Origin of the sequence: Micromonospora sp. DT46, assembly GCF_049841735.1 — a bacterium.
GTDB classification, from domain to species: Bacteria; Actinomycetota; Actinomycetes; order Mycobacteriales; family Micromonosporaceae; genus Micromonospora; species Micromonospora reichwaldensis.
Genome location: NZ_JBNCKW010000001.1, coordinates 376,983 through 393,202 on the forward strand (window position 1 = coordinate 376,983; position 16,220 = coordinate 393,202).

The 16,220-nt window shown below is 73.7% G+C and carries 13 protein-coding genes; 4 read left to right on the forward strand and 9 right to left on the reverse strand.

All coding sequences use genetic code 11. From position 1 onward, the window contains the following. Positions 1 to 443: 443 nt before the first annotated feature. From ACLQ20_RS01710 to eno, 4 genes are read right to left on the reverse strand one after another with little or no spacing between them, the layout of a single operon-like run. Positions 444 to 980 (reverse strand): amino-acid N-acetyltransferase, encoded by a 537-nt coding sequence (locus ACLQ20_RS01710; RefSeq protein WP_151456306.1) that lies wholly within the window; start codon positions 978 to 980, stop codon positions 444 to 446. Between the two features lie 2 nt (positions 981 to 982). Further along, positions 983 to 1,540: a DUF501 domain-containing protein gene (locus ACLQ20_RS01715; RefSeq protein ID WP_327030502.1), complete on the reverse strand. Its 558-nt coding sequence runs from the start codon at positions 1,538 to 1,540 to the stop codon at positions 983 to 985. 34 nt (positions 1,541 to 1,574) lie between these two features. Continuing rightward, entirely contained in the window at positions 1,575 to 2,213 is a 639-nt protein-coding gene (locus ACLQ20_RS01720; protein ID WP_151456310.1) for an FtsB family cell division protein, read from the reverse strand. A gap of 32 nt (positions 2,214 to 2,245) precedes the next feature. Then, entirely contained in the window at positions 2,246 to 3,529 is a 1,284-nt protein-coding gene (eno, locus tag ACLQ20_RS01725; RefSeq protein ID WP_151456304.1) for a phosphopyruvate hydratase, read from the reverse strand. 233 nt (positions 3,530 to 3,762) lie between these two features. Between eno and ACLQ20_RS01730 the strand changes: the two genes are divergently transcribed. After that, complete coding sequence (locus ACLQ20_RS01730) at positions 3,763 to 4,455, forward strand: hypothetical protein (RefSeq protein WP_151456303.1); 693 nt, start codon at positions 3,763 to 3,765, stop codon at positions 4,453 to 4,455. A 19-nt stretch (positions 4,456 to 4,474) separates the two neighbouring features. Here ACLQ20_RS01730 and ACLQ20_RS01735 read toward each other — a convergent pair whose 3' ends face one another. The 4 genes from ACLQ20_RS01735 to mfd form a co-directional block, all read right to left on the reverse strand. Then, positions 4,475 to 6,094: a DUF885 domain-containing protein gene (locus tag ACLQ20_RS01735; RefSeq protein WP_151456302.1), complete on the reverse strand. Its 1,620-nt coding sequence runs from the start codon at positions 6,092 to 6,094 to the stop codon at positions 4,475 to 4,477. 22 nt (positions 6,095 to 6,116) lie between these two features. Continuing rightward, positions 6,117 to 7,088, reverse strand: coding sequence for a nucleoside triphosphate pyrophosphohydrolase (locus ACLQ20_RS01740; protein ID WP_327030501.1), 972 nt, complete (start codon positions 7,086 to 7,088; stop codon positions 6,117 to 6,119). A gap of 2 nt (positions 7,089 to 7,090) precedes the next feature. After that, on the reverse strand, positions 7,091 to 7,870 hold the full coding sequence (locus ACLQ20_RS01745; protein ID WP_358115499.1) for a hypothetical protein: 780 nt from the start codon (positions 7,868 to 7,870) through the stop codon (positions 7,091 to 7,093). A 136-nt stretch (positions 7,871 to 8,006) separates the two neighbouring features. Then, the gene (gene mfd / locus ACLQ20_RS01750) at positions 8,007 to 11,657 is read right to left on the reverse strand and encodes a transcription-repair coupling factor (RefSeq protein WP_425853954.1); all 3,651 of its coding nucleotides are present in this window, start codon (positions 11,655 to 11,657) and stop codon (positions 8,007 to 8,009) included. A 151-nt stretch (positions 11,658 to 11,808) separates the two neighbouring features. Here mfd and ACLQ20_RS01755 point away from each other — a divergent pair, with 151 nt between their 5' ends. The 3 genes from ACLQ20_RS01755 (at position 11,809) to ACLQ20_RS01765 (ending at position 15,048) form a co-directional block, all read left to right on the forward strand. After that, positions 11,809 to 12,708 carry a helix-turn-helix domain-containing protein gene (locus ACLQ20_RS01755; protein WP_192581608.1) on the forward strand — a complete coding sequence of 300 codons (900 nt, stop codon included), beginning with the start codon at positions 11,809 to 11,811 and terminating at the stop codon, positions 12,706 to 12,708. A gap of 416 nt (positions 12,709 to 13,124) precedes the next feature. Next, positions 13,125 to 14,045 (forward strand): cyclase family protein, encoded by a 921-nt coding sequence (locus ACLQ20_RS01760; protein WP_327030498.1) that lies wholly within the window; start codon positions 13,125 to 13,127, stop codon positions 14,043 to 14,045. A gap of 82 nt (positions 14,046 to 14,127) precedes the next feature. Continuing rightward, complete coding sequence (locus ACLQ20_RS01765) at positions 14,128 to 15,048, forward strand: endonuclease domain-containing protein (protein ID WP_358115493.1); 921 nt, start codon at positions 14,128 to 14,130, stop codon at positions 15,046 to 15,048. Positions 15,049 to 15,142: 94 nt separating this feature from the next. Here the strand turns inward: ACLQ20_RS01765 and ACLQ20_RS01770 are convergent, their stop codons facing one another. Further along, entirely contained in the window at positions 15,143 to 16,183 is a 1,041-nt protein-coding gene (locus ACLQ20_RS01770; RefSeq protein WP_358115490.1) for a S66 family peptidase, read from the reverse strand. Positions 16,184 to 16,220 lie beyond the last annotated feature (37 nt).

Below are 16,220 nucleotides of genomic sequence, written 5' to 3' on the forward strand. Positions count from 1 at the left end.
CGGGGGCCGTCGAGCGCCCCGCCGCCGGCGACCACCGGCTCACCCTGGCGCACGGCGGGGCCGACCGCCGGTACCTGCTGCGGGACGACCGACGACGTCGGCTTCCTCAAGGACCTCACCGCCCACCTCGTACGGACGTGGCGGGCTGATCCGGACCGGGTCTACCTCATCGGGATCTCCAACGGCGGGGACATGAGCTTCCGGGCCGCCGTCGAGGGCGAGAGGCTCTTCGCGGCGATCGGCGTGGTCAGCGGCGGCTACAGCGGCCCCCGAGACGTACGTGCCCCGGCGACCGGTCTCGGTGATCACCTTCATCGGCGGGCAGGACCGCTACGCCGACGTCTTCACCGAGGGCGTACGGACCTGGCAGCGACGGCTGCGCTGCACGCCGGCGACCGGCGCACCGCCGGCGGGCGCGCCACGGGTCACCCGCACCGGGCCGGTCAGAGGCGCAGCAGCATCCGGGTGTTGCCGAGGGTGTTCGGCTTGACGCGTTCCAGGTCCAGGAACTCGGCGACGCCCTCGTCGTACGAGCGCAGGAGCTGCTCGTAGACCGGCTGCGGCACGGGCGCGCCGTCGATCTCGGTGAACCCGAACGAGCCGAAGAACCGGGTCTCGAAGGTGAGCACGAAGATCCGGGCCACCCCCAGCTCGCGGGCGCCGTCGATCAGCTCCGCGACGATCCGGTGGCCGAGCTTGCGCCCGCGGCAGGAGGGGTCGACCGCCACCGTACGGATCTCGGCCAGGTCCTCCCACATCACGTGCAGTGCCCCGCAGCCGACCACCGCGCCGTCGCCGGCCCGGACCGCGACCCGGAACTCCTGCACGTGCTCGTAGAGGGTCACGGTGGCCTTGCTGAGCAGCCGCCGGTCGTCGGTGTAGGTGTCGACCAGCCGCCGGATGCCGCGCACGTCCGAGGTGCGGGCCCGCCGCACCACGATCTCGTCGGCCCCCGCCACGCCCCCGTCCGCGCCCGCCATGGTCAGTCCGCCGCCGGCACGTCCACGCACGGGCCGGCCGCCCACCACTTCTCCACCAGCGCCAGCGTCTCGTCGCCGAACGGGTTCACCCCGGGCCCGGCCCCGAGCGCGTGCCCGAGGTGCACGTGCAGACACTTCACCCGGCCGGGCATCCCGCCGGCGGAGATTCCGGCGATCTCCGGCACCTCGCCGATCGCGTCCCGGCGGGCCAGGTAGTCCTCGTGCGCGGCGCGGTAGCGCGTGGCCAGCTCCGGGTCGGCGGCCAGCCGGTCCGCCATCTCCTTCATCAACCCCGCCGACTCCAGCCGGCTGCATGCCGCCGTCGCCCGGGGGCAGGTCAGGTAGAACAGCGTCGGGAAGGGGGTGCCGTCGGCCAGGCGCGGGGTCGTCTCCACCACGTCCGGCAGGCCGCAGGGGCAGCGGTGGGCCACGGCCCGGGTGCCCCGGGGCGGGCGTCCGAGCTGCGCGGCCACCGCGGCCAGGTCGGCCTCGGTGGCCGGTTCGCGCCGCGGCGGGGGTACGGAGTCCGCCGCCGGCTCCTGCGGTGGTACGACAGTCACGATGCTGATCTCTCGTTCGATGCTCGGGTGCTGCTCACCGGTCGGGCTGCTCGCCGTTGGCGGCCTGCACGCTCGACCAGAGGGTGTCGTACCAGGAAGCGGGGGTGACGGGTGCCGACGGGGCCGTGGACGAACCGGCGTCCCGGGCGGCGCCCGCCGGGTCGGAGAGCACCACCAGCAGCGTCTCGCCCGGTGGGCCCATGAAGAACCGCTCCCTGGCCTGGATCTTGATGTATTCCGGGTCCTGCCACTTGGCCGCCCGCTCGGACAGCTCCTCGATCGCCTCCCGCTGGGCGGCCTGGGCGGCTTCCATCCGTTCGATGTCGGCCTGCTGGTCCAGGTAGACGCGCACCGGGTAGGTGTAGGCCAGGGCGAGCGCGATCAGCACCGCGAAGAGCACGGTGGCCCGCCCGGTGAGGCCCCGGGAGCGGGGTGCGGAGAGCCGCTTGACGGTGCCGGCGGCCGTACGACGGGCCGCGGCGGGCCGGCTCGCGGAGCGTACGCCCTCCGCGCCCCGGGCCGCCCCCGGCGCGCGACCGGCCGTGGCCCGCGACTCGGCGCGGACGCCGCCCTCGCGGACCGACGCCCGGGCGCCCCGGGCCCCGCCCGGCCGGCCGGTGTGACCCGGCCGACGGGCGGGGCGCTGACCGCCCGGTGTGCGGCGCTGCTGCATCGTCACACCCCTCCCCCGAGGCCTCGCGCGTCTCAGGCCGAACGGTAGCGCGGGAAGGCGCCCGCCCCGGCGTACCGCGCCGCGTCGGCCAGCTCCTCCTCGATCCGCAGGAGCTGGTTGTACTTCGCGACCCGGTCCGAGCGGGCCGGGGCACCGGTCTTGATCTGGCCGCAGCCCGTGGCCACCGCCAGGTCGGCGATGGTGGTGTCCTCGGTCTCGCCGGAGCGGTGGCTCATCATGCACTTGAAGCCGGCCCGGTGGGCCAGGTCCACCGCGTCCAGGGTCTCGGTCAGCGAACCGATCTGGTTGACCTTCACCAGGACCGCGTTGGCGGCCTTCTCGGCGATGCCGCGGGCGATGCGCTGCGGGTTGGTGACGAACAGGTCGTCGCCGACGATCTGGATGCGGTCGCCGAGCGAGGCGGTCAGCGTCTGCCAGCCGGTCCAGTCGTCCTCGGCCAGCGGGTCCTCGATCGACACGATCGGGTAGTCGCCGGCGAGCTTGGTGTAGTAGTTGCTCATCTCCTCGGCGGTCTTCGCGGTGCCCTCGAAGGTGTAGGTGCCGTTGTCGAAGAACTCGGTGGCGGCCACGTCGAGCGCGAAGACGATGTCGGTGCCGAGCCGGTAACCGGCCTTCTCCACCGCCTCGGCGATCAGGTCCAGGGCGGCGGCGTTGGTGGGCAGGTTCGGCGCGAAGCCGCCCTCGTCGCCGAGGCCGGTGGAGAGCTCCTTCTTCTTCAGCACCGACTTCAGCGCGTGGTAGACCTCCGTGCCGGAGCGCAGCGCCTCGCGGAAGCTGGGCGCGCCGATCGGCGCGATCATGAACTCCTGGATGTCGACGTTCGAGTCCGCGTGCGCGCCACCGTTGAGGATGTTCATCATCGGCACGGGCAGCAGGTGCGCGTTCGGGCCGCCCAGGTAGCGGAAGAGGCTCAGCTCGGCGCTGCCGGCCGCCGCCTTGGCCACCGCCAGGGAGACGCCGAGGATGGCGTTCGCGCCCAGCTCGGACTTGCTGTCCGTGCCGTCGACGTCGAGCATCTTCTGGTCGATCAGCCGCTGCTCGCTGGCCTCGTAGCCGATCAGCTCGTCGACGATCTTGTCCTCGATGTTCGAGACCGCCTTCTCGACGCCCTTGCCCTGGTAGCGGTCGGCGTCACCGTCGCGCAGTTCGATCGCCTCGAAGGCGCCCGTGGAGGCGCCGGAGGGCACCGCCGCCCGGGCGATCGTGCCGTCGTCGAGCCCGACCTCGACCTCGACGGTCGGGTTGCCCCGCGAGTCCAGAATCTCCCGCGCGACGATTCCCTCGATGGTTGCCACTGAGTCGCTCCTCGTTTGTGTGTTCCGGTCCGGTATGGGCCGCGACGGTGCGGCTGAGGCAGTTGTTGAACGCAGCGTATCGGGCGACGCTCGGACGCGGGCGGTCCGGGCGCTCGCCGGCCCGACCCGAAACCTGCCTCCGGGCAATGCTTTACTCGGACATTCCCGGATTCTCGTGCCTCAACCGGCAACGGGTTTGCGCGCGGTTGGCCCGATCGGCCAGGCTGGTCGCCATGCCCGCCGCCTCGACCACCCTCCGCATGCTCGCCGTGTCGGTCATCGCGTCGCTCACGGTGACCGGTTGTCAGACCCTCGACGACGCCGGCCGCACGATCGGGCGGTCCGACCTGGTGAACGACATGGCCGCCCGGCTCGACCGGGCGCTGGAGCTGACCTACTCCGCCGACTACCAGCTCTCCGGCGGGCAGACAGCCACGATCGCCCAGGCCCAGGACCCGGCCCGCTCCGCCTACACCTGGCCCGGCGGCAAGCTCACCGTCACCCCGGAGGCGACGACCCGCTGCGAGACCGGCGCCGGGCGCGCGACCTGCACCCTGGAGGCCCCGCCCGCGCCCAACGCGAAGCCCACGGTGACCATGTTCACCGAGGCCAAGCAGCGGGGGCTGGTGACGCCGCCGGTCGTCGTGGGGCTGCTCACCACCGCCGCGCTGGACCCGGACGCGGTGATCGAGCAGAGCGACACCACCCTCGCCGGCCACCACGCCACCTGCGTCGACGTGGCGCAGTCGGCCGGGGACTTCACCGCCTGCGTGACCACCGACGGGGTGCTGGGCAGCTTCACCGGCCTGGTCGACGGCCGCCAGGTCGAGCTGGCACTGAGCCGCTACCGCGAGACGGTCGACGGCGCGGTGTTCGACCTGCCGCCCGACGCCGGCGTCGTGGACCGCCGCCCGGCCAGCTCGTGACCGACCCCGCCGGCGGTCCTCAGACGCCGAGCAGGGTGCGCAGGTGGCGCGGGGGCGGGCAGTCGTGGGCGAGCATCGCGTCGTGCCACTCGCGTACCGCCACGCCGGCCGGGCGGGCGGCGGCGATCGCGGCCACCTCGCTGTAGCCGACGAAGTACGTCGAGAGCTGCGTCGAGGTGAGCAGGGCGCGCCGCCACTTGCCGGCCGCCTCCCCCTCCTCCTGGAAGCCCCGCCCGGTCATCAACGCCATCGCCTCGGCCTCCGGCAGCTCCTCGCAGTGCACGAGCTGGTCCAGCAGCGCGTTGATGGTCATCCGCAACTGCATCTTGAGCTGCTGCAACCGCACCGGCAGGCCGCCGAAGCCGAGGCCGGCCATCAGCTCCTCCGTGTAGACCGCCCAGCCCTCGATGAAGGGGCCCGACTCGGTCAGCGCGCGGACCCGGGTGGGGCCGACGTGCCGGCGGGCGTGGGCGAGCTGGAGGAAGTGCCCCGGCATCGCCTCGTGCACCGTCAGGTTGCGGATCATGTGGTCGTTGTACTCGCGGTAGAACGACTCGACCCGGTGCGCGGGCCAGTCCGCCGGGGTGGGCGCGATGCAGTAGAACGTCGGCACGTCCGCCGTCTCCAGCGGGCCGGGCGAGTCGCAGTAGGCGACCGCCACGCCCCGGGCGAACTGGGGCATCTCCTGGATCACGCACGGGTCGTCGACCAGGGTGACCAGGTCGTGGGCGCGCACGAAGTCGGTCGCCTCGTCCAGGGTGACCGAGGCGAGGTCCACGATGGTGTGGTCGTCCGGGTGCTCGGCGGCCAGCAGGTCCAGCGCCCGGCGTACCGTCTCGTCGTCGGCGGGGCCGCCGACCAGCTCGACGGCCGCCGCGCGGATCTCCTCGCCGACCCGGTCCAGGTTGGCCCAGGCCCGGCGCTGGATCTCGGCGGCCCCCAGCTCCGTGTCGAGGGTGTGCCAGAGCCGCGCCTCCCAGCGGCGGCGGCCCAGCCGCGGGTCCCGCCCGGGGCCGGCGTCGGCGGCCAGGCCCTGACGCAGCCACGCGACGAACTCCTCCAGCGCCGCGATCGCCGCGGTGGCGGCCGGCTCGACCCGGTCGTGCAGGGCGGGGGCCTGCGCGAGCAGCGCCGGCACCTCGTCGCGGATCAGCGCGGCCGCGCCGGTGAACTGCCCGACCGCCGTCTCCGCGTGGATGCGCGGCATGTCGCGCAGCGTCGCGCGCGCGGTCGCCAACGCGTCCGGTACGGCGGCGAGCCGGCCCGCCAGGCTGGTCAGTCGCACGTCGACCGGGGCGTACGGGCGGGCGAGCAGCGCGTGCAGCAGCGGCCCGGGGTTGTGCCGCAGCGGGTCCCACTCGTGCGCGCGGATGTCGCCGGACTCGAACAGCTCCCGGTCCACGAACGAGGTGAGCAGCGCGTGGTCGACGCGCTCCTCGACGTCCAGCGCGTCCGGGTCCAGCTCGGCGAGCGCGTCCGCGGCTTCCTTGAGCATGGTCCGGTCGGCCGCGACCGCCTCGGCGGAGAGGTCCGGCAGCCGGTCGTCGTAACGGTGGTCGCCGGTGGAGGTCGCGACCCCCGGCCGGCTCTCCAGCAACGCGTCGACGATCCGCTCCGCGAGCGGCACAAACGATTCCACCCGCCGACCCTACCGGGTCGACTCAGGCCTTTTCGGCGGCGCGGACCGCGTCCGCGTAGGCGAGGGCGGCGCGGCGCAGGGCCGCCTCCGGGTCCAGGCCCGCCTCGCGGGCCGCCGCGACCGTGGCGAGCAGGCCGGCACCGAGCCGCGCCTCCGGGTCCACCTGGGAATCCGCGAGGGGCGGCGGTACGGCGAGGCCGACCCGCCCGGCGCGCTCGAGGATCTTGGCGGCCAGGGCGAGGGCCGGCTGGCTCAGCGCGATGCCGTCCAGCACCGAGTCACGCGCCTTCTCGGTCCGCTTGATCCGCTCCCAGCTGGCCTCGATCTCCTCCAGGGTGCCGGCCTCGGCGTCGGCGAAGACGTGCGGGTTGCGCCGGACCATCTTGTCGACCAGCCCGCCGGCCACGTCGTCGACGGTCCACCGCTGCTCCTCGGGCAGTTCCTCGGCGAGGCGGGCGTGCAGCACCACCTGGAGCAGCACGTCGCCCAGTTCCTCGCGCAGCGCGTCGGTGTCCCCGGCGCTGATCGCGTCGTACGCCTCGTAGCACTCCTCGATCAGGAAGCCGGCGAGGCTGCGGTGGGTCTGCGCGCGCTTCCAGGGATCGCCGCCGGGAGAGGCCAGCCGGTCCATCACCGCCACCGCGTCGAGCAGCCGGGCGCCCGGCGGGTCCCAGGAGCCGTACATCAGCTCCAGCTCGGCCAGGCCGGGCTCGCGGGCCAGCCGCAGGCCCAGCTCGCGGGCCAGCGACTCGTCGCCGGCCGGGCCGGCCAGCCACACCGCGACGCCGTGCGACGCCGCCGCGTCGAGCAGCGCCTGCGTCGCCCGGCCGTCGACCACCGTGACCTCGGCGCCCGCCACGCGGACCGCCGTCGTCAGCTCGCTCTCCGCCCCTGCCAGCACCGGATGCCGGCGTACGACGTCCCACGCGGCGGCGGTCAGCAGCCCGGCCGGCAGCCGGGGCGAGGTGACGAGCAGGACGATCCGCGCCGGCATGCTCAGCTGTGGGTCCCGCCGGCCGCCTCGGGCGCGACGGTGGGCAGCGGATCCGGGGTGGAGACGTCGGTGACCCCGTTGGAGCCGGCCTCGCCCAGCGGCACGCTCACCGCCGGCGCGTTGCCGGAGAAGCTCAGCACGGGGAACTCCAGCGGGCGGTAGCGGGGGTTGACCGTCACGTCGTACGCGGCGACCGCGTCGGCCAGCGACTTGCGGGTGGCCAGCGCGCCGCGCAACTGCTCGCCGTCGAGCTGGCGGGCGGCCGCCTCGTCGGGCACGTCGGCCGGGATGGCGCCCGCCTTGCGGCCCGCCGCCACCACGTCCGCCAGATCCTGCGCGGTCGGCTCGGCCGGTGCCCCGGTCGGCACCCCCGACAGGCAGTTGTAGAGCTCGGCGGACTGGCGCACGTAGCCGGTGTCGGGCGACAGGCGCAACTGCTGGGCGACCTGCTCCGGCGCGACCTGCCCGCGCGGCTGGTAGTTCTTGTCCGCGGAGAGCCGCTCGCAGACCTCGGTCAACACGAGCATGCTGACGATCTGGCCGCGGTCGGGCAGCTGCGGCACCTGCGCCGGGGGCTGCCCCTCGGGCGCCTCGGGCGCCTCGGGCTGCCCGGTCGGCATCGGGTTCTTCGCCCGCAGGTCGTCGACGATCCCGGTGACGGCATCCTCGGTGATCCGCAGGTCACCGACGTAGGCGGCGACACCGGGCTCGGCACGGCAACCGGAGAGGGCGACGAGGCCGAGCGCCACGCTGGCGACGGCGACAAGACGGCGAGCACGCATGTCGGTCACTCTCTCATGCCGCCCGGGGCCGCCGTGACACCGCCCACCGGTCTCCCCGCGCGCCCGCCCCGCGCGCGCCCGGGTCCCCACCCCCTGCTCACCCGCCGGCTGCCGGTCAGCCATCGTCGACCGCCACTCACCGCGCGGCGGCTCCCGCCGTCGCCGGCTCGCCCAGGACGTCCTTGAGCAACTGGGCGCACCACTCCAGCAGGGCCTGGTCGCGCAGCGGCTCGCCGCCCACCCGCCGGGTGCTGGGCCGGGGCACGCTGACCTGGTCGAGCGCCTGCTTGTAGACCGAGTCGGGGTGGTAACGCTTGAGCCGCAGCTGCTTCGAGTCGGGCAGCGGCAGCGGACCGAACCGGATGTGCTTGCCCTGCATGGAGACGTCGGTCAGGCCGTAGCGGCGGGCCAGCAGCCGGAACCGGGCCACGGCGACGAGGTTCTGCACCGGCGCGGGCGGCTCGCCGTAGCGGTCGGTCATCTCGGCCACCACCTCGCTCAGCCGGTCGGCGTCGCGGGCCTCGGCGAGCTTGCGGTACATCTCCAGGCGCAGCCGCTCCACGGCGACGTAGTCGTGCGGCAGGTGGGCGTCGACCGGCAGGTCGACCTTGACCTCGGTCTCCTCCTCCGGGCGCTCGCCCTTGAACGCGGAGACCGCCTCGCCGACCATCCGCACGTACAGGTCGAAGCCGACGCCCTCGATGTGCCCGGACTGTTCGCCGCCGAGCAGGTTGCCGGCGCCCCGGATCTCCAGGTCCTTCATCGCCACGTACATGCCGGCGCCCAGCTCGGTGTGCTGGGCGATGGTCGCCAGCCGCTCGTGGGCGTGCTCGGTGAGCGGCTTCTCCGGCGGGTAGAGGAAGTAGGCGTACGCCCGCTCCCGGCCCCGGCCGACCCGGCCGCGGATCTGGTGCAGCTGGGCCAGGCCGAGCAGGTCGGCCCGCTCCACGATCAGGGTGTTGGCGTTGGGGATGTCGATGCCGGACTCCACGATCGTGGTGCAGACCAGCACGTCGAACTCCTTCTCCCAGAAGCCGACCATGACCCTTTCCAGGGCCTCCTCGCCCATCTGGCCGTGCGCCACCGCGACCCGCGCCTCGGGCACCAGCTCGCGGAGCTTCCGGGCCGTCCGGTCGATCGACTCGACCCGGTTGTGCAGGTAGAAGACCTGCCCGTCGCGGAGCAGCTCGCGGTGGATGGAGGCGGCCACCTGCCGCTCGTCGTGCGCACCGACGAAGGTGAGCACCGGGTGCCGCTCCTCCGGCGGGGTGGCGATTGTCGACATCTCCCGGATGCCGGTGATCGCCATCTCCAGCGTGCGCGGGATCGGCGTGGCCGACATGCTCAGCACGTCGACCGAGGCGCGCATCGTCTTCAGGTGCTCCTTGTGCTCGACGCCGAAGCGCTGCTCCTCGTCGACGATGACCAGGCCGAGCGACTTGAACCGGGTGGCGGCCTGGAGCAGCCGGTGGGTGCCGATGACGATGTCGGCGGTGCCCGCGGCGGCCATCTCCAGGGCCTGCTCCGCCTCCTTCGGCGTCTGGAAGCGGGAGAGCTGCCGGATGGTCACCGGGAACTGGCTCATCCGCTCGGCGAACGTGTTGTAGTGCTGCTGCACCAGCAGCGTGGTGGGCACCAGCACCGCCACCTGCTTGCCGTCCTGCACCGCCTTGAACGCCGCCCGGACGGCGATCTCCGTCTTGCCGTAGCCGACGTCGCCGCAGATCAGCCGGTCCATCGGGACGGTCTGCTCCATGTCCCGCTTGACCTCCTCGATCGCGGCGAGCTGGTCCGGCGTCTCCTGCCACGGGAAGGCGTCCTCCAGCTCCCGCTGCCACGGCGTGTCGGGGCCGAAGTTGTGCCCCTTGGACGCCTTGCGCGCCGCGTAGAGCTGGATGAGCTGGGCGGCGATCTCCCTGACCGCCTTGCGGGCCCGGGCCTTGGACTTCTGCCAGTCCGAGCCGCCCATCTTGTGCAGGGTGGGCTGCTCGCCGCCGACGTAGCGGGAGAGCTGGTCGAGCTGGTCGGTGGGGACGAAGAGCCGGTCCCCGGGCTGGCCGCGCTTGCTCGGGGCGTACTCGATGACCAGGTATTCCCGCGACGCCCCGTTGACGGTGCGCTGCACCAGCTCGACATAGCGGCCGATGCCGTGCTGCTCGTGCACAACGTGGTCGCCGGCCTTCAGCTCCAGGGGGTCGATGGTGTTGCGCCGTCGGCTCGGCATCTTGCGCATGTCGCGGGTCGAGGTGCCCCGCCCGCCGGTGACGTCGTTGCCGGTGAGCAGCACGAACCGGGACGCCTCGTCGACGAAGCCGCCGGTCAGGCTGCCGCAGGCGACCAGCACCTCGCCGGGGGCGGGCGCGGTCGGGATCTCCTCGGTCAGCCGCGCGCCGAGGCCCGCGTCGCGGAGCACCTCGACCGCCCGCTGGGCGGGGCCGTGCCCCTCGAAGACCAGCGCGACCGACCAGCCCTCGCCGGTCCAGCGCTTGAGGTCGTCGACCACCCGGGCGGTCTCGCCGTGGTAGAGCGGGGCCGGCTGCGCGGAGAGGGTCACCGCGATCGCGTCGTCGGGAGTGACGTCGTACGCCTCCGGCCCGTCCTCCCAGGGCTGCCGCGCCGGGGCGGCCTCGGCCTCCACGAGCCCGAACGGCGACAGCGTCCACCAGGGCTGGCGCAGCTTCGCCGCGACGGCGCGTACGTCGCCCAGGGTCCGGAAGGCGGCGGCGCCGAGGTCGACGGGGGCCTGGCCACCGACGGCGGCCGCGGCCCAGCTCGCCTGGAGGAACTCGTCGGAGGTACGCACCAGGTCGTGCGCCCGGGTGCGGATCCGCTCCGGGTCGCACAGGAGCACGTGGGTGCCGGCCGGCATGGCGTCCAGCAGCAGCTCCATCGAGTCGGCGCCGATCAGCGCCGGGGCCAGGGACTCCATGCCCTCCACCGGGATGCCCTCGGCCAGCTTGTCGAGGATCTCCGCCAGCTCCGGGTGCTCCTCGGCGAGGGCGGCGGCCCGCTTGCGCACCGACGGGGTGAGCAGCAGCTCCCGGCACGGCGGCGCCCACAGCTGCGGCACCTGCTCGATGGTGCGCTGGTCGGCGACGGCGAAGGTGCGGATCTCCTCCACCTCGTCGCCCCAGAACTCGACCCGCGACGGATGCTCGTCGGTGGGCGGGAAGATGTCGAGGATGCCGCCGCGCACGGCGAACTCGCCCCGCTTGGTGACCAGGTCGACCCGCCCGTACGCCATGTCGGTCAACCGGCGGGCGACCTCCTCCAGGTCGGCCTCCTGCCCGGCGGCGAGCTGCACCGGCTCCAGGTCGCCGAGCCCCTTGAGCTGCGGTTGCAGCAGCGACCGGACGGGCGCCACGACCACCCGCAGCGGGCCGGTGCGACCGTGCGCGTCGGCCGAACCGGGGTGCGCGAGCCGGCGCAGCACGGCCAGCCGACGGCCGACCGTGTCGGAGCGGGGCGACAGGCGCTCGTGCGGCAGCGTCTCCCACGACGGGAAGACCGTCACCTGCTCGGGCGGGAGCAGGCTGCCCAGCGCGGCGGCCAGGTCGTCGGCCTCCCGCGTGGTGGCGGTCACGGCGAGCACCGGACGACCCGCGCCACCGCCCGGCCCGCCGTCGCCGGCCTGGTCGGCGGCGACCGCGGCGACCGCGAACGGGCGCAGCGCGGCCGGCGCGGTGATGTCGAGGCCGTCGACCTGCGCGGCACCGGAGCGCGCCAGGTCACGTGCCCGGGCCAGCCCCGGGTCGGCCAGGGCGGCGGAGAACAGACCGGTGAGCATGGGATCACTTCCAGCGGGAGGACACGACGATCACCCCTCGTCCGGCTGGACGGGGGGCCACTGGTCGACACTATCTCTCCGGTCGGACGAACCGCCCCCGCGTAGGTTGGATCGTCGACAATCGGCGCAGGGCCACCCGGGGGGAGAACGGATGCCTGAGGGAACCGGCAGCGACCCACGCCGGAAGACCACGCCGGCCCGGTGGCGGATGCTGGGTCACCCGGACGGGATCCTCATCTACGAGGTCCGCTGCATCGTCGAGAACCACGGCTGGACGACACCGGCCATCGAGCTGAACTACAACCTCATCCTCGGGCGGTCGGGGGCGTACCGGCGGCGGCTCAACGGTCGTACGGCGTTCTCGGACGCCACCTCGGTGCTGCTCACCCGGCCGGGCGACGAGATGTCCGTGTCCCACCCGCTGGGCTGCGGCGACTCGTACACCTGCCTGGAGGTCGACCCGGCGGTGCTGGCCGAACGCCCGGACGGGACCCGCTGGCTGGAGACCGCCGGCTGGGAGGGCACCTCCGACGCGTCGCTCGACCTGGCACACCGGATGCTCATCGCGGAGTTCCGGCGGGGACTGGACCACTTCGAGATGGCGGAACGGCTGCACCGCTTCCTCGACGAGGTGCTCAGCCGTACCGGTGCCCGGGACGAGCCGGGGACGGACCTGGCACGCGCGGTCAGCCGGCGGCCCGCCACCCAGGCCGCCCACCGTCGCCTGGCCGACCGGGCCCGCGAGGTGCTCACCGCCGGCGACTACTCGCTCAGCCTCGACGAGGTGGCCCGCGAGGTGGGCGCCTCCCCGCACCACCTGAGCCGGGTGTTCCACCGGGTCACCGGCAGCAGCCTCACCGCCTACCGCAACCGGCTGCGGGTCCGGGCGGTGCTGGACACCCTCGCCGAGTCGGACGAGCGGCCGCTGCGCGCGGTGGCGGCGGAGCACGGCTTCGCCGACCAGGCCCACCTCACCCGCGTGGTCCGGGACCACGTCGGCCACCCCCCGGCCCACCTGCGCCGACTCCTCACCCAAACCCGACGGACCTGACCCCGCCCTCACCCCCCACCCGCTGTCCCTGCGTTTGAACCGGGTTGGACGGCCGGGTCGGGCCGTCGGGTTGGGTCGGCCGGGTCGGGCTGGTCGGGTCGGGCCGGTCGGGCCGGATCGGATCGCGGGTTCTGAGTTGGCGGTCAACCGAGCATCGATGTTCAAGACCCGGACCGCCCGGCGGCCGAAGATGGAATCCGTCAGCCGGGATCGAGCCGCCGGATCGGCGGTCGCGGGGTGCGCGGACCTGTTCGGGGAGGCCCGCAGCTCCAACCGGCTGCGACCTCGGCGACGGCGAGGCGCCGTCGCCGCCCGCCGGTGGTGCCGTACACCCCCCTGTACGGCACTCCGGTGGGCACGGGGCAGCCCGTTCGAAGGATCTTGACGGGGGTGGCCGGCCGTGATCGGCTGCGCTGATGGGCAACCAGTGGCGGGCACAGTTCGACGCGGAGGTCACCTTCGCCAACGGCGGCGGGCTGCGGACGGACGGGTTCCGTCTGGACATTCCCGGCCGCGACATCGCCGACGACGAACTGGCGGCGCTGTTCGTCCGGCACCTCGGGCTGCTGATGGTGGCCGAGGTACGGATCACCGGCCGGACGATCATCGAGGAGCCGCACAAGGGCGGCCGGGGTGTGGCCGCCGGCCCGGGGGACAGTTCCCGGCGACGGCTGGTCGAGTTGAGCCACGTCGTCACCGACGGCATGACCACCCTGCCGGGCTGGCCGGCGCCACGGATCACCGAATGGCTGACCCGGGAGGCGTCCCGCGCCAACTACGCCCCCGGCACCGAGTTCCAGGTGGGGCGGATCGACATGATCGCCAACACCGGCACGTACCTGGACACGCCCGCCCACCGCTTCGCCGACGGCGCCGACCTCGCCGGCACCCCGCTGGACCGCCTCGCCGACCTGCCCGGCGTCGTGGTCCGGGTACCGGCCGGCACCCGCGCGGTGGACCGGCTGCTGCTGGCACCGTACGACGTCGCCGGGCACGCGGTGCTGCTGCACACGGGCTGGTCGGCGCACTTCGGCACGGACCGGTACGGCGCGCCGGAGGCGCCCTACCTCACCGGCGACGGCGCCCGGGCCCTGGTCGACGCGGGCGCCGCCCTGGTCGGCATCGACTCGATCAACATCGACGACATGAGCCCGGCGGCGGCCGGCGAGCGACCGGCGCACAGCGCCCTGCTGGCCGCCGGCGTCCCGATCGTGGAGCACCTGACCGGGCTCGACGCGCTGCCCCCGACCGGCTTCCGGTTCACGGCCGCCCCACCGATGGTGGCCGGCATGGGCACCTTCCCGGTACGGGCGTTCGCGGTCCTCAATCCCACCTGATCGACGACCGAGGGCCACGTCGACAGCCCGGGATCAACCTTCGGGTCGGCGCGCGGGCGGGCTGTGACAGCAGGCTGCCGGAATGTCACGGGCACCGCGCGTCCCCAGAGAGTTGGCGTTCCTCCCGTTCTCCGGCAGTCGGGCCGTCGCCGCCGGCCTGGTCACGTGGCGGATGCTCCGTGGGCCGTCCTGGTGCCGGCTGCTGCCCGACCTCTACGTCCACGTCGACGGTTACCGTGAGAACGACCACCGGATGTGGTGCGACGCCGTTGCCCTCACCCTGCCGGCGGGGGCCGCCATCAGCGGTCTCAGCGCGGCATTCCTGTGGGGCGTGGAACTCCTCCCACACGCGAGCCCGGTCTTCGTCACGCTCCCGGCGACGGCCCGCCGACGCTCCACTCGGCGTGTGTCGGTCGACCAACGGTCGTTCTCCGCCCGGGAGATCACCCGCTTCGCCGGCTTGCCGGTCACCACCGGCGTCCGCACGGCCTTCGACCTCGGGCGGCAGTTGCCCCGGACGGACGCGCTCGTCGCGGTGGACGCGCTGCTGCATCGGCGGGTGGTCAAGCTCCCGGCGTTGGGCAGCTACCTGGACACGCACAACGGCTGGCCCGGCACCGCCCAACTGCGGGAGGTGCTCACGCTGGCCGAGCCGCTGAGCGAGTCCCCCATGGAGACCCGGCTCCGGCTCGTCCTGCACGACGCCGGTCTGCCACCCCTGACCGCGCAGCACGACGTGTACGGCACCCACCCGCACCGGGGACGCGTCTTCCTCGGCCGCGTCGACCTCGCCTACCCCCGGTGGCGAATCGCCATCGAGTACGAGGGTGACCACCACCGGGAACGCACCCACTTCCAGCGCGACGTGGCTCGGCTCAACGCACTCCGCGCGGCGGGCTGGTTGGTGCTGCGCTTCACCGCGGACGACGCACTGCGGCACCCCGCCCGAATTGTCCGGCTGGTAACTGCCGCAATCCAGGAACGCCGCCCCGGCCAATGCTGATCAGGACGCCATGGACCTTAAAACGGCCAGTTAACGTCCATGGCGTCCTGATCACCAGGGCGCTCGCACGCGCGCACGCCAAGGCGCGGGTGGGTCAGTAGCGGACCGAGATGTGTCGGGTGGTCGCGTCGATGCGGATCTCGCCGCCGTACGGGACGATCAGCTGCGGGTCGGTGTGGCCGAGGTCGACGTCGAAGACCACCACCGCGTCGGGGCAATAGGCGGCCAGCGCCCGGGTGACCGCCTCCCGCTGCGCCTCCGCCCAGTCCCGCCGCTCGTCGGGGGTGTGCTGCCGGGTGAAGTCCCACGCCTTCGGCCGGCCGACGAGGACCGCCGGGAAGCCGGCGAGCAGACCGCGCTCCCCCATGTTGCGCAGGATCCGGAACACCTCGGTGGCCGGGGGCAACTCCTCGGAGGTCTCGACCATCAGCACCGATCCGGCCAGGTCCCCGGCGTCAGGGACCCGGTCGGCGGCCAGCAGCCAGTGCAGGATCTCCAGGTTGCCGCCCCAGGTGCGCCCCTCGACCACCGTCGACGGCCCCTGCCAGCGCCAGCCCTCGCCCGGGAGCATCTCCGGCTCGTCGGCCAGCGTCGCCGGGTCCTGCCAGTCGTTCGGCCGGTCGCCCCACTGCGGCGCGGGAGTGAGGTCGTACCAGCCGGAGGTGAAGAGGGCCGCGCGCAGCGAGTCGAAGGTCAGCGGGTGCGGGCTGCCGGGCCGGCCGAGGTGCACGAGCACGGACCCGCCGTGGTACGACACGACGCCCAGCCGGTACAGGTGGTTGAGGACGTTGGTGTTGTCGGAGTAGCCGAAGTACGGCTTCGGGTTGGCCCGCAGCACGGCGTCGTCCAGGTGCGGGGTGACCGTGATCAGGTCGTCCCCGCCCACCGTGGCGAGCACGGCGGCGATCGTCGGGTCGGCGAAGGCGGCGGTCAGGTCCCGGGCCCGGTCGCGCGGGTCGGCGCCGAGTACCCGGGTGGTCGGGTACTCCACCGGCTCCAGGCCGAACTCCTCGCGCAGCCGGCGCAGGCCCAACTCGTACACGTGGGGGAAGAGGGCCGGCAGGCCGGCGGACGGCGAGACGACCGCGACCCGGTCTCCCGGTCGGGGCTTGGGGGGATAGCTCGGCGACGTCATGATCGGACGCTACCGACCGGCTCCAGCGATTTTCCGC